We start from the raw sequence: 16,041 nt of genomic DNA, 5'->3' as shown, positions 1-16,041 counted from the left end.
CGACGATCCGCTTGCGGCGACTGTCTCGAGGTGTCACACTCCCGCCATGGGCTATCCGCAGGGTGAGAGCAGTGATTCGTTCGACGCGTCCAAGAACGATCAGCCGTACGGCGGGCAGCAGTATCCGCCGTATCAGGATCCCAATGCGCAGTATCAGAATCCCCAGTATCCGAATCCCCAATACGGGAATGCGCCGTATGCGGGCGGGTATCAGGTTCCGGCGGCCACCAACACGTTGGCGATCGTCTCGATGGTGTTGGCCATTCTGGGTCTGACGTTTCTGCCGTTGTTCGCATCGATCTGCGCCGTGGTCTGCGGCCATATTGCGCGGGGTCAGATCAAGCGCACCGGCGAGGGCGGGTCGGGTTTCGCGACCGCCGGCCTGGTCATCGGATACGTCACCATTGCGCTCTTCGTAGTCATCGTCGGTGCGATCATCATTTTCGCGATTGCGGCCTCGGGCTCATCCACGTACTGACTCGACCGACCGCGACAGTCGACTGTTCAGGCACGCGGCCCACACAGCGGCGATCACTGCCAGTGCAATGACGAACAGCGCCAACGCGTTCCATCCCAGGGATTGGAAGACGACACCGCCGATCCAGCCGACGATGGACGATCCGCCGTAGTAGAAGAGGTTGTAGAGCGACGTAGCCTGCGCACGGCCGTGGATGGCGCGTTGACCCGTCCAGCCCGACGCGATGGCGTGGGCGGCGAAGAATCCCATGGTCAGGATGACCAATCCGGTCAGAATCACCGCAAGGTTCGACGCCGTCGTCAACGCCACTCCGACGATCATCGTCGCGGTCGATCCGGCGAGCACCGCCGATCTTCCGTGCTCGGTGGCGAGCTTGCCCGCCACCCGTGAGGAGACGGTACCGCTGAGGTACGCCACGAAGATCAGGCTGATCAGAGACTGCGGGAGTCCGAAGGGCACGGCCTCCAAGCGGAATCCGAGGTAGTTGTAGATCGCGACGAAGCCGCCCATCAGCAGGAATCCCTGGCCGTACAGTGCAAGCATCCCCGGCTCTCGCAGGTTCACCCAGAGCCGTCCCGGCAGGTCACCGATCCGGCTGTGCACGAGCGTCGTTCGCGGCCGAGGGGCCAGCCACACGAACAATCCTGCGGCCAATGCTGCCATCACCGACACGGTCAACGTGCCGATGCGCCAATTGGTCTGTTCCGCAACGGGTCCCGCGACGATACGCCCGAGCAGTCCGCCGAGGGTCGTCCCGGAGACGTAGGTCGCTGCCGCCAGCGCCGTGTGATTGCGATGCACTTCCTCGCTCAGGTACGCGATCGCGATGGCCGGAAGTCCGCCCAGCGCAGCGCCTTCGAAGAAGCGAACGACCAGGAGCACTTCGAGAGACGGCGCGAGTGGCACCAGCAACCCCAGCGTTGTCGCGACGAGGATGGACGCCGTCATCGCTCGGACTCGACCGATGCGGTCGGCTGCCACCGACCAGGGAATCACCGACACCGCAACACCGACCGTCGCGAGACCCACGGCGAGCGAGGACTGCGACGGTGTGATGTCGAGATTGGCGGCAATGAGCGGGAGAATGCCCTGCACCGAATACAACTGAGCGAACGTTGCGATTCCGGCGAACAGCAACGCCAGCACGAGTCGGCGGTATTCGCGCGATCCCCTGAGGTGGCCCTCCCAGCCGAGCACGCCTGGCTGCGTCGTAGTCATGCAGATCACGTTAGAAGTGCTCACGGTATTCGTCCAATGCATGGGAAGCACACAACCGATACGACAACGATATGATTCGGCAATGCGTCGCGAAGCGATCGAGTTGTTGCCGCTGCTGCCGACCCTTGTCGCAGTCGCCGACACCGAGCACATCACCGACGCAGCCCACGCCCTCGGCGTTCCGCAGCCCACCGTCAGCCGCCAGATCGCCCGCGCGTCGGCCATCCTGGGCGTCGACATCGTGGAGCGACGCGGCCGCGGAATCGTGCTCACCAGCACCGGCCGGGTGCTGATTCCCTACCTACAGCGGGCACTGAGCGACATCGATGCCGGTATCGACGCCATGACCGAGCACGACGCCCGGGCCCGCGGCCGCATCGCCGTTGCGTTCCAGAACACCCTGGGCGAGGACGTCGTTCCCGCGCTGATCCGCCAGTTCCGCGTCGACCATCCGGCCGTCACGTTCGATCTGGACCAGGGTGCCCGCGCGCGCTGCCTTGACCGACTCGCCGACGGGGCATCCGACCTGGCGTTCGTCTCCCTCAGCGCCGAGCACACCGACGACAACTCCTTTCAGCTCTACGACGAGCGGTTGATGCTCGTGGTTCCGGCCGATCATCGCTTCGCCGCACGCAGGTCGGTCGATCTCGCCGACACCGCAGACGAGAGCTACATCGCGATGGGTCACGGCTTCGGGATGCGGTCCATCTGCGACGAGCTGTGGGCCGACGCCGGATTCACCCCCCGCATCGCGTTCGAGGGACAGGACACCCACACCGTGCGCGGACTCGTCGGTGCCGGCCTCGGTATCGCCATCCTGCCGCGAATCCGCGCGCACGGCGGCGAAGGTGGAACCGTGGACGTGGGGCTCACGCAGCCGGCCGCACGCAGGCGAATCGGCATGGTGTGGCAGCCGGGGGCCGACACGCCACGTCAGGTGGCGGCCTTCCGATCGATGGTGCTGCGCAGCGGTCGAACACTCGTGATTAGGTGAGTCGATGCAACTGGTTCTGGTGCGGCACGCCCTCCCGCAACGATCGGACACCTCGGCCGATCCCGCTCTCGCCGAGCTCGGCGTCGAACAATCCCTGCGGGTGCCCGACGCCTTGGCGCGGTTCCCGATTTCCCGGGTCGTCTCGAGTTCGCAGCTACGCGCCGTCCAGACCGCGCAGCCGCTGGCCGACCGGCTCGGCCTGACCGTCGAGCCCGACGAGCGCCTCACCGAATACGACCGCGACTTCGGCGGCTACGTTCCCATCGAGTCGGCCAAGACCGAATTCCGCGAGGCCTTCGAGCGCATCAAGGCCGGGCATCTACCCGAGCAGGTCGACGAGCGAGCGTTCCGCGAGCGCGTTCTGGCCGGGGTCGCCGATATCGTCTCGGCCGGCGAACACACCGACACCGTTGCGCTCTTCGCTCACGGCGGCGTGATCAATATTCTGCTGCAGGACATTCTGCAGACCCCGAAGGTTCTCGGTTTCCCCATCGACTACTGCTCGGTGACGCGTGTGCTGTTCTCACGAAGTGGCGCGAGGTCGGTCTCCTCGGTGAACGAGACCGAACATGTGTGGGACCTGCTGCCCCGCAACCGGCAATCCACAGAGAGCTCTTAAACTCGCAGGTAGAGGGCCCAAAACGCGACCTCCGACGGTCCCGACTGGTCAGCCGGGCCGAGGACGGCGGTTAGCCTCGAATTCATCATGGGTGAATTGCGTATCTTCCGACGTCCTGCCGTTGCTCTCACTGCGCTGGCGTTTCCTCTGGTGGCGGTGGGTGCATTCGCACTCGGCACCGGCTACGACCTCAGCGGCGAGTCCGCCGCGACCACCACCGTCGTCGCCGACACCGAACAGTCTCCGGCTCCGGAACAGCAGACGGCGGATCCCCTGTCCGCGGCCAGGAGCAGCCTCAACAGCGCATCGCTGCCCATCACGTTTCTCTCGAGCGGCGTCGGCCAACTGACCGACGGCGGAACGCAGCTCAATGACGGCGTCGTGCAACTCACCGACGGCATCACCCAGGCTCACGACGGAACCATCCAGCTCGCCGACGGGTTCGGGCAGTACCGCGACGGGATCGGCCAGCTCGGAGACGGCGCGTCGCAGATAAGCGGTGGCGTCGACCAGGTTGTCGACCAGCTCGCCGGTTTCGGAGCCCTGCAGTCCGATTTCACCGCGAAACTCGCGGCCACTGCAGATCAGGTCGATCGTTTCCCGCACCCCGGATCCGACGCCATCTCCGGTGAGATCCGCGGGGTGATCGACACGTTGAACACGCAGGCATTCGGGCCCGATACCCTCGCTCAGCTGCAGACCCTCAAGAGCGGGGCTCAGCAGCTCTCCACCGAGCTCAACGATCCCGACAGTCAATTCCTCGGGGCCACCGCGCAGATCGGCGACGCCACGGTTCAGTTGCGAGACGGGCTCGGCCAACTCGACGACGGCGGCCAGCAGCTCAAAGCCGGCACCGATCAGCTCGTGAAAGCCGTCGGACCGGTCGAGGGAATCGTCAGCGGCATCGCCACCAACGTGCGCGACGCCTCCGCGGCACTGCCCAAGGGTGTCGCCGCCACCGATGACGCCGCCGCCGACCAGAATCTCGCGGCCACGTCGACGTCCACCGGCACCGGTGCCACCCCGTACCTGATCGCAGCTCTGGTGGCCCTCGGAGCCCTCGGCTGCGTCAGTCTCGTGCGAGTACTCGGCAAGGACAGCAGGCCACGGGTGATCTCGGTGGCTGCGGCCGTCGCCGCGGTAGGCGTCAGTGCAGCGTTCGCCTTTGCGTTCGCGACCGACGCAGCCCTCGGGCCGGTGCTCGGAGCAGGCGTTTTCCTTGTCGCCTCCGCAGCGGCCTACCTCGCGGCGGCTGGAGCGATCCAACGGGTGCTCGGGGCCGTCGTCGGCCAGGTCGTCAACATCGTCGCACTGGTGGTGCAGGTTGTCGTCTGCGGCTTCGCCTACGCATCGACGGCACCGATCTGGGGCGACCTCGCCGCATTCATGCCGATGAGTTACACCGCCGCCGGTACCCGCATCATCGCGTCGGGCGAGATGAGCGGGACCGGGTGGCTCGCTGTCGGTGCGACGGTGGCCTTGCTGGCCGTCTCGGCGCTGGTCTACGCGAGCGCGCGGGGTGACTCAGGCGACGGGTCGGAGCGGGTGGATGGCGGGCGGAGCCGCGAGATGGGCACCGAACTGGCTTAGCGCCTGCTGCAGGTGCGGGGTCTGCATGTGGCCGTCGAGGTCCTCCTGTGACTTCCACACCTCGATGGTGATGAACGTGCCCGGCTCGATCGCCGACTCGAACAGCTCGTAGGAGACGTTGCCGTCTTCCTTGCGTGACTCGGCGACGAGGGCAGCGAGGCCGTCGCGCACGACGTCCACGGCATCCGGCTTGGCGATGATCGTGGCGACGACCTTCAGATCGTTGGTCATGAGGTGATGTTTCCTTCGTTCGGCGAGACACTCTTTCTTCACCGAACGTACTCCCGACCCACCTAAGCTGAAGTGTCCATTTCGGGAAGGGAAATCACAGTGAGCCGGACGGCAACCGAGCAGCGCGCCACCAGGAAGGATTGGCTCGGCCTCGCAGTGCTGGTGGTGCCGATTCTCGTCGTATCGATGGATATGTCGGTGCTGTATCTGGCTCTTCCGTTCATGACGGCCGACTTGGAGCCCACCAGCAACCAAACGCTGTGGATTCTCGACATCTACGGCTTTCTGCTTGCCGGTCTGCTCATCACCATGGGCTCGCTCGGCGATCGCATCGGCAGACGCACCCTGCTGATGATCGGTGCCGTCGTGTTCGGTGCCGCGTCACTGGTGGCGACGTTCTCCACCTCCCCCGAGATGCTGCTCGTGGCTCGGGCACTACTGGGAATCGGTGGAGCCACCATCGCACCGAGCACACTGTCATTGATACGCAACATGTTTCACGATCCCGCTCAGCGCAAGGAAGCCATCGGTCTGTGGACCGCCGGTTTCGCAGGTGGCGCAGCAGTGGGGCCCGTCATCGGAGGTGTTCTGCTCGAGCACTTCTGGTGGGGTTCGGTCTTCCTGATCAACATCCCGATCATGGTGGTCCTCTTCGTCGCCGCACCGCTGCTGGTCCCGGAGTTCAAGGACACCGATCCCGGCAGGTTCGACCCGCTCAGCGTCGTCCTGGCCATTGCATCGATGCTCTCGATCGTCTTCGCCGTCAAGCACGGCGCGCAGGACGGTATCGACATCGCAACGGCCACAAGCGCTCTGGCCGGCCTGGGCCTGGGCTCGGTGTTCGTTCTGCGGCAACGCAGAGCCGCACACCCACTGATCGACGTGACCCTTTTTGCCGAACGCGCCTTCAGCGCAGCGGTCGTGGTGCAGTTCCTGGTCATCTTCGCCATGACCGGTTTCAGCCTGTTCGCTTCGCAGTACCTCCAGCTCATCGTCGGGCTCGGCCCGCTCGAAGCCGGTCTGTGGCTGCTGGTTCCCGCCGTCGCCGCAGCGGCCGGCGCCGTGCTGGCGCCGACGCTGAGCAAGATCATCCGCACGGGCACGATCATTGCGGGCGGCCTGCTGTTCATCGCCATCGGTTGCACGGCAATGGCATTCGTCGGCTCCGATTCCGGCCTGCCGCTCCTGCTCGCCGGCATGGCCGTGCTGACCTTCGGAATAGGAGCGGCATCGACCCTCAATTCCGACATCGTGCTCACCGCCGCGGCCCCCGAGAAGGCCGGTGCCGCGTCGGCATTGTCCGAAACCGGAGCAGAACTCGGCGGTGCCGTCGGCATCGCGATTCTCGGCACCATCGGCAGCACGGTTTACCGACACCGCATGGACGACGCCATCCCCGCGGAGACGCCTGCCGACATTGCCGAGCCGGCGCGCGAGACGATCGGCGGTGCCGTCGCCGTCGCCGACTACCTGCCGGAGCCGTACGCCTCGCAACTGAGCGCCGCCGCGAACTCGTCCTTCATCGACGGATTCAACCTCGCCTCCGGCGCGAGCGCCGCGCTGATGGCCGTCAGTGCGGTCGCGGTGTTCGTCCTGTTACGCCGTCAGACCGCGTCGGAGAGGTAACGCGCCAACCATCGCGTCGCGGACTGGCCGTTTCCGACGTCGTAGCTCTGGTATTCCTGGTGGATTCCGGAGCGGTAGAAGGCCTCGATCTCACGCTGGCGCTGAGCGTTCGCCTGATCGGAGAGCTGGCCTTGGAGCACCGGCAAACCGCCGGCAGCGGCGAGGTCCGCAATCAAGGACTGTGCCTCCTGCGAATACTGATCGACGGCGTTGGGCGCAGGGTTGGACGAGACGGCCAAGAAGCCGGCCAACCGCGCCACGTAGTCGTCCTTCGGGGTCGAGCAGTAGAGATCGCCGACGGCGCAGAACGTCCGCACCACGGGGCTGACGTAGCCGAAGCCACCGACGCGGGGCCCGCCCACTCCGGTTCCCACCACGGCCGGCCCCACCAGGGCGTCGGTATCGGAGCGCTTCGGGTCGGAGATGAGGCCGACCGCCACCACCTTGTCCGCGGGCACGACGCCGACTCCGGTGCCGATGGCCGCAGCGAGATCGCCTGCCGCGTCCGCTCCCTGGCTGTAACCGATGATGCCGAATTTCGTTGCGCCGCAACGATCTGCCATAGCCTTCAGCATTCCGCCCGCGTTGGCGACGGCTGCTGCGCGGGACTGCCCGTACACCTCGCCCTCCCACGGGAACGCGGTGGCGGGGTACGAGACGTAGTCGGTGCGGATATCGCTACCGAGGCGATCGGTGACATCGGTGAGCATCCCCGGCTTCGGGGCGGCGCCCGAGCTGGTCTCCCAGGTTCCCGGAATGGCCACGACGTACATCGACGGGCAATCCGCCGGATCGGCGGCGGCGGGCGATGCCGCTCCGACAACCACGCAGGACGCAACCGCTGCAGCAATGCCGATACCGGCGCAGATCTTCTTGACACTCATGGGGAGGGGCCTCACTGGAGATCGAACGTTCTTTGTTCGGTCTCGACCATGCCAGGGGCCTGTGACCATCGGATGCCTACATGGTTAACGGACGTAACCGTGTGGCCGAGGCCACCCTCCCCCGGGGGATCAATGTGAGATTCAGTCGCTCGGACTGCAACAAAGCGACATTGATCCCCCCGAGGGGGGTGGGTTCGAGCTCGGCAAAAACGCAACCTACCGCTGCGGCGCCTGGGTGGGCACGATCGGCGACGGCAGTGCGGTTGCTCCTTGCAGGAAGGTGTCCACTGCGGCTGCGCAGGAGCGACCCTCGGCGATGGCCCACACGATGAGCGACTGGCCGCGACCCATGTCTCCGGCCACGAACACGCCGGGGACGTTGGTGACCCACTCGTTGGTGCGCTCCACGTTGCCGCGCTGGTTGAAGTCGACACCGAGGTCGGTCAGCAGGCCGCCCTTCTCTGGTCCGACGAATCCCATGGCCAGCAGAACCAGGTCGGCTTCGAGGGTGAACTCGCTACCCTCGACCTTCTCGAACTTGCCTGCCTTGAACTCGACCTCGCAGGCCTCGAGTGCGGTGACCTTGCCGTCTTCGCCGACGAAACGCTCTGTGTTGACGGAGAAGACGCGTTCGCCGCCCTCCTCGTGCGCGGACGCGACGCGGAACATCAGCGGGTACGTCGGCCACGGGGTGGACGTCGCACGCTCCTCGGGCGGACGGGCCATGATCTCGAACTGGTGGACGCTTTCCGCGCCCTGACGGTGCGAGGTACCGAGGCAGTCGGCACCGGTATCGCCGCCACCGATGATGACGACCTTCTTGCCCTCGGCGCTGACGGGCGGCTGGGCGAAGTCGCCCTGCTGGACGCGGTTGGCGTTCGGCAGGAACTCCATGGCCTGGTAGATGCCGTCGAGCTCGCGGCCCTCGATGGGCAGGTCGCGCCAGGCAGTGGCACCGCCGGACAGGACCACGGCGTCGAACTGCTCGCGCAGTTCGTCGGCCGAGATGTCGACGCCCACATCGACGCCGGTGCGGAAGACGGTGCCCTCGGCCTCCATCTGGGCCAGGCGCCGGTCGATGTGGCGCTTCTCCATCTTGAACTCGGGGATGCCGTACCGCAGCAAGCCGCCGATGCGATCGGCACGCTCGAACACCGTGACGGTGTGGCCGGCGCGGGTGAGCTGCTGCGCTGCAGCGAGACCCGCCGGGCCCGAACCGACGACGGCAACCGTCTTACCGGTGAGATGCGTCGGGTAGACCGGGACGACCCAACCCTCTTCGAAGGCCTTGTCGATGATCTCGACCTCGACCTGCTTGATGGTGACCGGATCCTGGTTGATGCCCAGGACACACGACGCCTCGCACGGGGCCGGGCACAACCGTCCGGTGAATTCCGGGAAGTTGTTGGTGGCGTGCAGCCGGTCGATGCTGTCGCGCCAGCGGTCCTTGAACACCAGGTCGTTCCACTCGGGAATCAGGTTCCCGAGCGGACAACCGTTGTGGCAGAACGGGATACCGCAGTCCATGCAACGGCTGGCCTGGGTGCGCAGGGTGTCCTTGGAGAAGTCTTCGTAGACCTCTTTCCAGTCCATCAGGCGCAGGTCGACGGGCCGCCGCTTGGGCAGTTCGCGAACCGTGTTCTTCAGAAATCCCTGTGGGTCACCCACGAGCTGCCTCCATGATCGCTTCGTCCACGTCCGCGCCGTTCTTCTCGGCTTCGGAGATGGCCAGCAGTACCTTCTTGTAATCGCGAGGCATGACCTTCACGAAATGGTTCACCTGTTGCGACCAGTCCGCGAGGATCCGCTCGGCCACCTCGGAGCCGGTCTGCTCCTGGTGACGAGTGACGATGTCCTTCAACCAGGTGAACTCGTCACCTTCGAGCTGCTCGATGTCGACCAGCTCGGTGTTGAGGTTGGCCTCGAACGTCTTGTTCGGATCGAAGACGAACGCGACGCCGCCGGACATGCCGGCACCGAAGTTGCGACCGGTCGTGCCGAGAATGACCACCTTGCCACCGGTCATGTACTCGCAACCGTGATCGCCGACGCCTTCGACGACGGCCACCGCACCGGAGTTACGAACGGCGAAACGCTCACCGACGACACCGCGGATGAGAGCCTCACCGCTGGTGGCACCGAACAGGAACACGTTGCCGCCGATGATGTTGTCCTCGGCGACGAATCCCTCGGGAGCATCGAGCGACGGACGCAGTATCAGATGCCCACCGGAGAGTCCCTTGCCGACGAAGTCGTTGGCGTCGCCGTTGAGGCGCAGCGTCATACCGGAGGGAACGAACGCACCGAAACTGTTGCCGGCCGAGCCGGTGAACGTGATCTCGATGGTGTCGTCCGGCAATCCGACGCCGCCGTACGCCTTGGTGACCTCGTGTCCGAGCATCGTTCCGACGGTGCGGTTGACGTTGGTGATCTTGGACTCGAACGCGACCTTCTCGCCCTTGTCCAACGCATCGCGGCTGGCCACGATGAGCTGCTGATCCAGAGCCTTGTCGAGACCGTGATCCTGAACCCCGGTGTTGTAGAGGTTCTGGTTCATGAACGCCGACTCGACCTCTTCGAGGATGGGCGACAGATCCAGCTTCGACGCCTTCCAGTGCTCCTTGGCCGCGGTGGTGTCGAGCAGACCCACCTGGCCGACGGCCTCGTCGAGCGTGCGGAATCCGAGTTCGGCCATGAGCTCGCGAACCTCTTCGGCGATGAACATGAAGAAGTTCTCGACGAACTCGGGCTTGCCCGCGAAACGCTTGCGCAGCAACGGGTTCTGCGTCGCCACACCCACGGGGCAGGTGTCGAGGTGGCAGACCCGCATCATGATGCAGCCCGAGACGACGAGCGGAGCGGTGGCGAAACCGAACTCCTCGCCGCCGAGCAGAGCGGCGACCATGACGTCACGTCCGGTCTTGAGCTGACCGTCCACCTGCACGACGATGCGATCGCGAAGACCGTTGAGCAGCAACGTCTGCTGGGTCTCGGCCAAACCGAGCTCCCACGGTCCACCCGCGTGCTTGACCGACGTCAGCGGCGTCGCGCCGGTGCCGCCGTCGTGGCCCGAGATGAGCACCACGTCGGCATGCGCCTTGGACACACCTGCCGCGACCGTTCCGACGCCGACCTCGGACACCAGCTTCACGTGGATGCGGGCCTGCGGGTTGGCGTTCTTCAGATCGTGGATCAACTGCGCGAGATCCTCGATGGAGTAGATGTCGTGGTGCGGCGGCGGTGAGATCAGGCCGACGCCGGGCGTCGAATGCCGAACCTCGGCGACCCACGGGTACACCTTGTGCGCCGGAAGCTGGCCGCCCTCACCGGGCTTGGCTCCCTGCGCCATCTTGATCTGGATATCGGTGCAGTTGGTCAGGTAGTGCGAGGTGACGCCGAAACGTCCCGACGCGACCTGCTTGATGGCACTGCGTCGCCAGTCACCGTTCTCGTCCGGCTCGAACCGCGAGACGTCCTCGCCGCCCTCACCGGAGTTCGAGCGCCCGCCGAGGCGGTTCATGGCGATGGCGAGGGTCTCGTGCGCCTCGGCCGAGATGGAGCCGTAGCTCATCGCACCCGTGGAGAAACGCTTGACGATCTCGCTGGCCGGCTCGACCTCGTCGATCGAAATTGCTTGCCGCTCTTCGGTCTTGAAACGGAACAGACCGCGTAGCGACGCGAGGCGCTCGGACTGGTCGTCGACCATCTTCGTGTATTCCTTGAAGATGTCGTACTGACCGGTGCGCGTCGAGTGCTGCAGCTTGAACACGGTGTCGGGGTTGAAGAGGTGGTACTCCCCTTCACGACGCCACTGGTACTCGCCGCCGGTCTCGAGCTCGCGGTGCGCGCGCTCCTGACGGTTGTCGAGGTACGCCACCGCGTGTCGTGCCGCGACGTCGTCGGCGACCTGGTCGAGATCGATGCCGCCGAGGTGACTGTTGAGTCCGGTGAAGTACTCGTCGACCAGTTCCTGCGAGAGACCGATGACCTGGAACAGCTGGGCTCCGGTGTACGACGCGAGGGTCGAGATGCCCATCTTGGACATCACCTTCAGCACGCCCTTGCCTGCGGCCTTGATGTAGTTGGTGACGGCCTTGTCGAACTCGATGTCGGTGAGGGCACCGCGCTCGATCATGTCCTCGATCGACTCGAACGCCATGTACGGGTTGACCGCTGCGGCACCGAAACCGATGAGCAGAGCCATGTGGTGCACCTCGCGGGCGTCACCGGCCTCGATGATCAGGCCCACCTTGGTCCGGGTCCGCTCCCGGACCAGGTGATGGTGCACCGCGGCGGTGAGGAGCAGCGACGGAATCGGAGCGAGCTTCTCGCTGGACTCGCGGTCCGAGAGCACGATGATCCGCGCGCCGCCCGAGATGGCCGCCGACACCTGAGCGCGGATGGCCTCCAACGACTTTCGAAGGCCTTCACCGCCCTCGGAGACCGGGTAGAGACCGCGCACGACCACCGAGCGAAGCTCTTCCTGAGTGCCCTCGTCGTTGATGTGGACGAGCTTGGAAAGGTCGTCGTTGTGCAGGATCGGCTGCGGCAGCACGATCTGCTTGCAGCTGTCGGCACCCGGGTTGAGCAGGTCGCCCTCGGGTCCGATGGTGCCGCCGAGGCTGGTGACGATCTCTTCACGGATCGCGTCGAGCGGCGGGTTGGTGACCTGAGCGAACAGCTGCGAGAAGTAGTCGAACAACATCCGTGGGCGCGCCGAGAGGACGGCGATCGGGGTGTCGGTACCCATGGAACCGATGGCCTCTGCGCCGGACTTCGCCATCGGCGAGACCAGCACGTTGAGTTCCTCGGTGGTGTACCCGAAGATCTGCTGACGGATGAGCACGCGATCGTGCGGCATGTGCACGTGCGGGCGATCGGGCAGATCGTCGATGGAGGTCAGGCCCTCGTCGAGCCACTGCTGGTACGGGTGCTCGGCGGCGAGCTCGTCCTTGATCTCGTCGTCGGAGACGATGCGGCCCTGCGCGGTGTCCACGAGGAACATGCGGCCGGGCTGCAGCCGGACCTTGCGAACGACCTTGGACGGGTCGATGTCGAGAACGCCGACCTCGGAGGCCATGACGACCAAACCGTCGTCGGTGACCCACAATCGGCTCGGGCGCAGGCCGTTTCGGTCGAGGACGGCTCCGATGACGGTGCCGTCGGTGAAGCACACCGATGCCGGTCCGTCCCAGGGCTCCATCAACGAGGAGTGGTACTTGTAGAACGCCCGACGCGCGGGGTCCATGGACTCGTGACGCTCCCACGCCTCGGGGATCATCATGAGCACGGCGTGCGGCAGGCTACGTCCACCGAGGTGCAGCAGCTCGAGCACCTCGTCGAAACGCGCTGTGTCACTTGCTCCGTGGGTGACGACGGGGAAGATCTTCTCGAGCGCTTCCGAGCCGCCGAACACGTCGGACGTGATGAGCGCCTCGCGGGCGCGCATCCAGTTCTCGTTGCCGGTGGCGGTGTTGATCTCGCCGTTGTGGGCGACGCGCCGGAACGGATGGGCCAACGGCCACGACGGGAACGTGTTGGTCGAGAAGCGCGAATGCACAAGTCCGAGTGCACTTTCGACACGTTCGTCCTGCAGGTCTAGGTAGAAGCCCTTGAGCTGCGGGGTGGTCAGCATGCCCTTGTAGACGAAGGTCTGCGAGGACAGCGACGGGAAGTACACGGTTTCGCGGCCGGGGCCGTCCTTACCCGCGCCCTCTTCACCCAGCTCGTGCTCGACGCGCTTGCGGATGACGAACGTACGACGCTCGAGCTCGAGGTCGGTGATCGACGCGTCGGGGGCAGCGAGGAACAGCTGACGGAAGGTCGGCATCGCATCGCGCGCCAGAGCGCCGAGGGAGGAGTCGTCGGTGGGAACTTCGCGCCAACCGAGAACCGTGAGGCCCTCGCTCTCGACGATGCGCTCGACGCCCTCGCAGGCACGCGCTGCGTCGCTGCGGCCCTGCGGCAGAAACGCGACACCGGTCGCGTACGCACCGGGGGCGGGGAGCTCGAAATCTACGACGGCGCGGAAGAACGCGTCCGGAACCTGGATCAGAATGCCCGCACCGTCACCGGTGTTCGGTTCGGAACCGGCAGCACCGCGGTGCTCGAGGTTGACCAGTGCGGTGATCGCCTTCTCGACGATGTCGCGACTGCGTCGACCGTGCATGTCCACCACGAACGCGACACCACAGGAGTCGTGTTCGTTGACTGGATCGTAGAGGCCTTGCGGGCCCGGAGTGTGCTTCATACCTAGCCTTCGGATAAGTCCAGCCTTGATACTCGTCGGCGACGGTGTGGTGTAACCGGCTGCACGAACGGCCTGCGGTGCGTCCTCGCCGTTGAAGCAGCACCTGTCGATCGTCCACGCTTTCCTCTGCACGGGCGGGTGGGCTCGTGGTAGAAAAGTGAAGGTCTCGACGGATCCGGCCATGGTGAGGCCGATCCAATTACGAACGATAAGTCAGTACCCAGGTGTTCCCGCAAATAAGGTAACCCTATTTCGGGCTTTCACCTGCGAATTTCCGCAAACAAGAAGTCTCGGCGGCTGCAGAGTGGCTCCAGCCGCTGGAATCGGCCGAGAATGACACGCCTGTAAGACGATTCGTCGTGAGCGACCCGCAAAAAACTACTGGCCGCAGCGATCGAATCAGCTGCGGCCAGTGTGGTGGGCGGAGGGGGACTTGAACCCCCACGTCCCGAAGGACACTGGCACCTGAAGCCAGCGCGTCTGCCATTCCGCCACCCGCCCGGGTGACGGCGAGAACACTAACACGCACCCTGCCGCGCCCGAAAATCGCCGCCTCGAGCTGCCGGGAGCCGACGGCGGCACGAGGTCCACGTCGGCAGCACCGTATATCATGCTTGCAGCGAGACTTCGTGATGACACGCGGCCCTCGCGCACAGCACGGCCGCAGGCACCACACGGTGGAAGAACACAGAGAGAGGAGGGGTCACGATGGGCATCGTTCAGCGTTTCGAACGCAAGCTCCAGGGCGCTGTCGGCGACGTCTTCGCCCGCGTGTTCGGCGGAGGCGTCGTACCGGCCGAAGTCGAGGCCGCGCTCCAACAGGAGGCCTCGGATCTGGTCCGGCCCCTGGACGGCGGCCACCTCCTGGCACCGAACAGCTACGTGATCACCATCAACGCCTCCGACCACGACGAGCTGGCCGGTGATCGAGAACTCACGGTCAAAGCGTTCTCCCGGCACCTCGACGACTACATCCGAGATCAGGGGTGGCAGACCTACGGTGACGTGGTGGTTCGCTTCGAGCCGTCGCCCACTCTCCACACCGGGCAGTTCCGCGCCAGTGGCTCGGTCGATCCCGATGTGGGACGATCGGCGACTGCTGCACCGAACCCGTCGGCACCGCCGGCACCCAGTCCCGTCCCTTCAGCTACGCAGCGACCGTCTGCCCCACCGATGTCGATACCAGGAGCCGGCCACATGACGCAGAACCCAGGCTACGACCCGCAGCGCGAACCCGCGGACGGTCATCGCCCAGATCCGCGTGCGCGCAACGGGTACGCCGGTGGCCAGGACCCGCGCTACGCAGCGCGCGAGCAGAACGGATACGACGCGCAGGCCTACCCGCCTGCAGCGGATTACGATCCGCGCTACGACCAGCAGCAGCCGTACAACGCTCAGGGCTACGACGAGCAGCCGTACGCCGAGCAGGGTCAGGCATACAGTGCCGCCGGAAGCCAGGACCAGGGTTACGACCCCCAGGCCTACGGGACGCCCAACGGCCAGGAACAGGGGTACGACCCTCAGGGCTACAACGCTCAGGGTTACGAAGCCCAGGGTTACGGCGATCAGGGTTACGACTACAACGGTGCCGAACAGGGAGCTGCGTACTCCGAGGCCCCTTACCAAGAGCAGGCGTACAACGAGCCGGCCGGCCGGTATGCCGAGCCCCAGGCCGCCGGGTACCAGCAGCCCGGATATCAGCAGCCTGCCTACGACTACCCGCCTGCCCCGGCCGCCTACGGTCGCGGCTACCCGCAGGGTGGGGCCGACCGTGGCGACGGATACGGCTACGACCAGCCGGCCGCGTACGCGGGTCAGAATCAGTCCCTCGCCGCGACTCTGCAGCTCGAGGACGGCAGCGGCCGCTATTTCCAACTTCGCGATGGCCAGAACATCATCGGCCGCGGCCAGGACGCGCAATTCCGTTTGCCCGATACCGGTGTTTCGCGCCGACACATCGAAATCCGCTGGGACGGCCGCGTGGCCATGCTCTCCGATCTCGGCTCCACCAACGGCACCACCGTCAACGGCGCTCCGGTGCAGGACTGGCAGCTGGCCGACGGTGACGTCATCCGAGCCGGGCACTCCGAAATTCTGGTCCGGATCGTCTGACACTCGACAGGCACGCTCGTCCACCCGTATGTAGTCCAC

General features: G+C 65.6%; 11 protein-coding genes and 1 tRNA gene. 6 read left to right on the top strand and 6 right to left on the bottom strand.

Translation table 11 applies throughout. From position 1 onward, the window contains the following. Positions 1-46 precede the first annotated feature (46 nt). On the top strand, positions 47-478 hold the full coding sequence (locus ACNEOT_RS02445; protein ID WP_415971832.1) for a DUF4190 domain-containing protein: 432 nt from the start codon (positions 47-49) through the stop codon (positions 476-478). On the opposite strand, the gene ACNEOT_RS02440 is transcribed toward ACNEOT_RS02445, so the two are convergent. Next, entirely contained in the window at positions 464-1,696 is a 1,233-nt protein-coding gene (locus ACNEOT_RS02440; protein ID WP_415971830.1) for an MFS transporter, read from the bottom strand. The genes ACNEOT_RS02445 and ACNEOT_RS02440 overlap by 15 nt on opposite strands. A gap of 82 nt (positions 1,697-1,778) precedes the next feature. Here ACNEOT_RS02440 and ACNEOT_RS02435 point away from each other — a divergent pair, with 82 nt between their 5' ends. The 3 genes from ACNEOT_RS02435 to ACNEOT_RS02425 all read left to right on the top strand — a co-directional run bounded on the left by ACNEOT_RS02435 (position 1,779) and on the right by ACNEOT_RS02425 (position 4,899). Continuing rightward, on the top strand, positions 1,779-2,690 hold the full coding sequence (locus tag ACNEOT_RS02435; protein WP_415971828.1) for a LysR family transcriptional regulator: 912 nt from the start codon (positions 1,779-1,781) through the stop codon (positions 2,688-2,690). A 4-nt stretch (positions 2,691-2,694) separates the two neighbouring features. Next, positions 2,695-3,309 (top strand): histidine phosphatase family protein, encoded by a 615-nt coding sequence (locus tag ACNEOT_RS02430; RefSeq protein WP_415971826.1) that lies wholly within the window; start codon positions 2,695-2,697, stop codon positions 3,307-3,309. Positions 3,310-3,396: 87 nt separating this feature from the next. Continuing rightward, the gene (locus ACNEOT_RS02425) at positions 3,397-4,899 is read left to right on the top strand and encodes a phage infection protein (RefSeq protein WP_415971824.1); all 1,503 of its coding nucleotides are present in this window, start codon (positions 3,397-3,399) and stop codon (positions 4,897-4,899) included. Here ACNEOT_RS02425 and ACNEOT_RS02420 read toward each other — a convergent pair. Continuing rightward, entirely contained in the window at positions 4,834-5,130 is a 297-nt protein-coding gene (locus ACNEOT_RS02420) for a putative quinol monooxygenase (RefSeq protein WP_415971822.1), read from the bottom strand. The two genes, ACNEOT_RS02425 and ACNEOT_RS02420, sit on opposite strands and share 66 nt — an antisense overlap. Before the next feature lie 99 nt (positions 5,131-5,229). On the opposite strand from ACNEOT_RS02420, the gene ACNEOT_RS02415 reads away from it, so the two are divergent. Then, on the top strand, positions 5,230-6,756 hold the full coding sequence (locus ACNEOT_RS02415; protein WP_415971821.1) for an MFS transporter: 1,527 nt from the start codon (positions 5,230-5,232) through the stop codon (positions 6,754-6,756). Here ACNEOT_RS02415 and ACNEOT_RS02410 read toward each other — a convergent pair. From ACNEOT_RS02410 to ACNEOT_RS02395, 4 genes are all read right to left on the bottom strand, one after another. Continuing rightward, entirely contained in the window at positions 6,735-7,640 is a 906-nt protein-coding gene (locus ACNEOT_RS02410; protein WP_415971820.1) for a cutinase family protein, read from the bottom strand. The two genes, ACNEOT_RS02415 and ACNEOT_RS02410, sit on opposite strands and share 22 nt — an antisense overlap. A 216-nt stretch (positions 7,641-7,856) precedes the next feature. After that, positions 7,857-9,308: a glutamate synthase subunit beta gene (locus tag ACNEOT_RS02405; protein WP_415971818.1), complete on the bottom strand. Its 1,452-nt coding sequence runs from the start codon at positions 9,306-9,308 to the stop codon at positions 7,857-7,859. Next, complete coding sequence (gene gltB / locus ACNEOT_RS02400) at positions 9,301-13,890, bottom strand: glutamate synthase large subunit (RefSeq protein WP_415971816.1); 4,590 nt, start codon at positions 13,888-13,890, stop codon at positions 9,301-9,303. Before gltB ends, ACNEOT_RS02405 begins: the two co-directional genes overlap by 8 nt. Before the next feature lie 415 nt (positions 13,891-14,305). Further along, positions 14,306-14,391 (bottom strand) — tRNA-Leu (locus ACNEOT_RS02395). A gap of 207 nt (positions 14,392-14,598) precedes the next feature. On the opposite strand from ACNEOT_RS02395, the gene ACNEOT_RS02390 reads away from it, so the two are divergent. Then, on the top strand, positions 14,599-16,002 hold the full coding sequence (locus tag ACNEOT_RS02390) for an FhaA domain-containing protein (protein WP_415971814.1): 1,404 nt from the start codon (positions 14,599-14,601) through the stop codon (positions 16,000-16,002). Positions 16,003-16,041 lie beyond the last annotated feature (39 nt).

Source organism: Rhodococcus sp. 077-4, from assembly GCF_047782425.1.
In the GTDB taxonomy this organism is placed as follows: Bacteria; Actinomycetota; Actinomycetes; order Mycobacteriales; family Mycobacteriaceae; genus Rhodococcoides.
The sequence above is the reverse complement of the archived record's forward strand: the minus strand, read 5'-3'. Positions and strand labels throughout refer to the sequence as shown.

Bases quoted from the DNA above. Each gene is read 5' to 3' on its own strand.
- ACNEOT_RS02440 (WP_415971830.1), bottom strand. From the start codon at position 1,696: ATGACTACGACGCAGCCAGGCGTGCTCGGCTGGGAGGGCCACCTCAGG.
- ACNEOT_RS02435 (WP_415971828.1), top strand. From the start codon at position 1,779: ATGCGTCGCGAAGCGATCGAGTTGTTGCCGCTGCTGCCGACCCTTGTC.
- ACNEOT_RS02445 (WP_415971832.1), top strand. From the start codon at position 47: ATGGGCTATCCGCAGGGTGAGAGCAGTGATTCGTTCGACGCGTCCAAG.
- gltB (WP_415971816.1), bottom strand. From the start codon at position 13,890: ATGAAGCACACTCCGGGCCCGCAAGGCCTCTACGATCCAGTCAACGAA.
- ACNEOT_RS02420 (WP_415971822.1), bottom strand. From the start codon at position 5,130: ATGACCAACGATCTGAAGGTCGTCGCCACGATCATCGCCAAGCCGGAT.
- ACNEOT_RS02410 (WP_415971820.1), bottom strand. From the start codon at position 7,640: ATGAGTGTCAAGAAGATCTGCGCCGGTATCGGCATTGCTGCAGCGGTT.
- ACNEOT_RS02390 (WP_415971814.1), top strand. From the start codon at position 14,599: ATGGGCATCGTTCAGCGTTTCGAACGCAAGCTCCAGGGCGCTGTCGGC.
- ACNEOT_RS02430 (WP_415971826.1), top strand. From the start codon at position 2,695: ATGCAACTGGTTCTGGTGCGGCACGCCCTCCCGCAACGATCGGACACC.
- ACNEOT_RS02425 (WP_415971824.1), top strand. From the start codon at position 3,397: ATGGGTGAATTGCGTATCTTCCGACGTCCTGCCGTTGCTCTCACTGCG.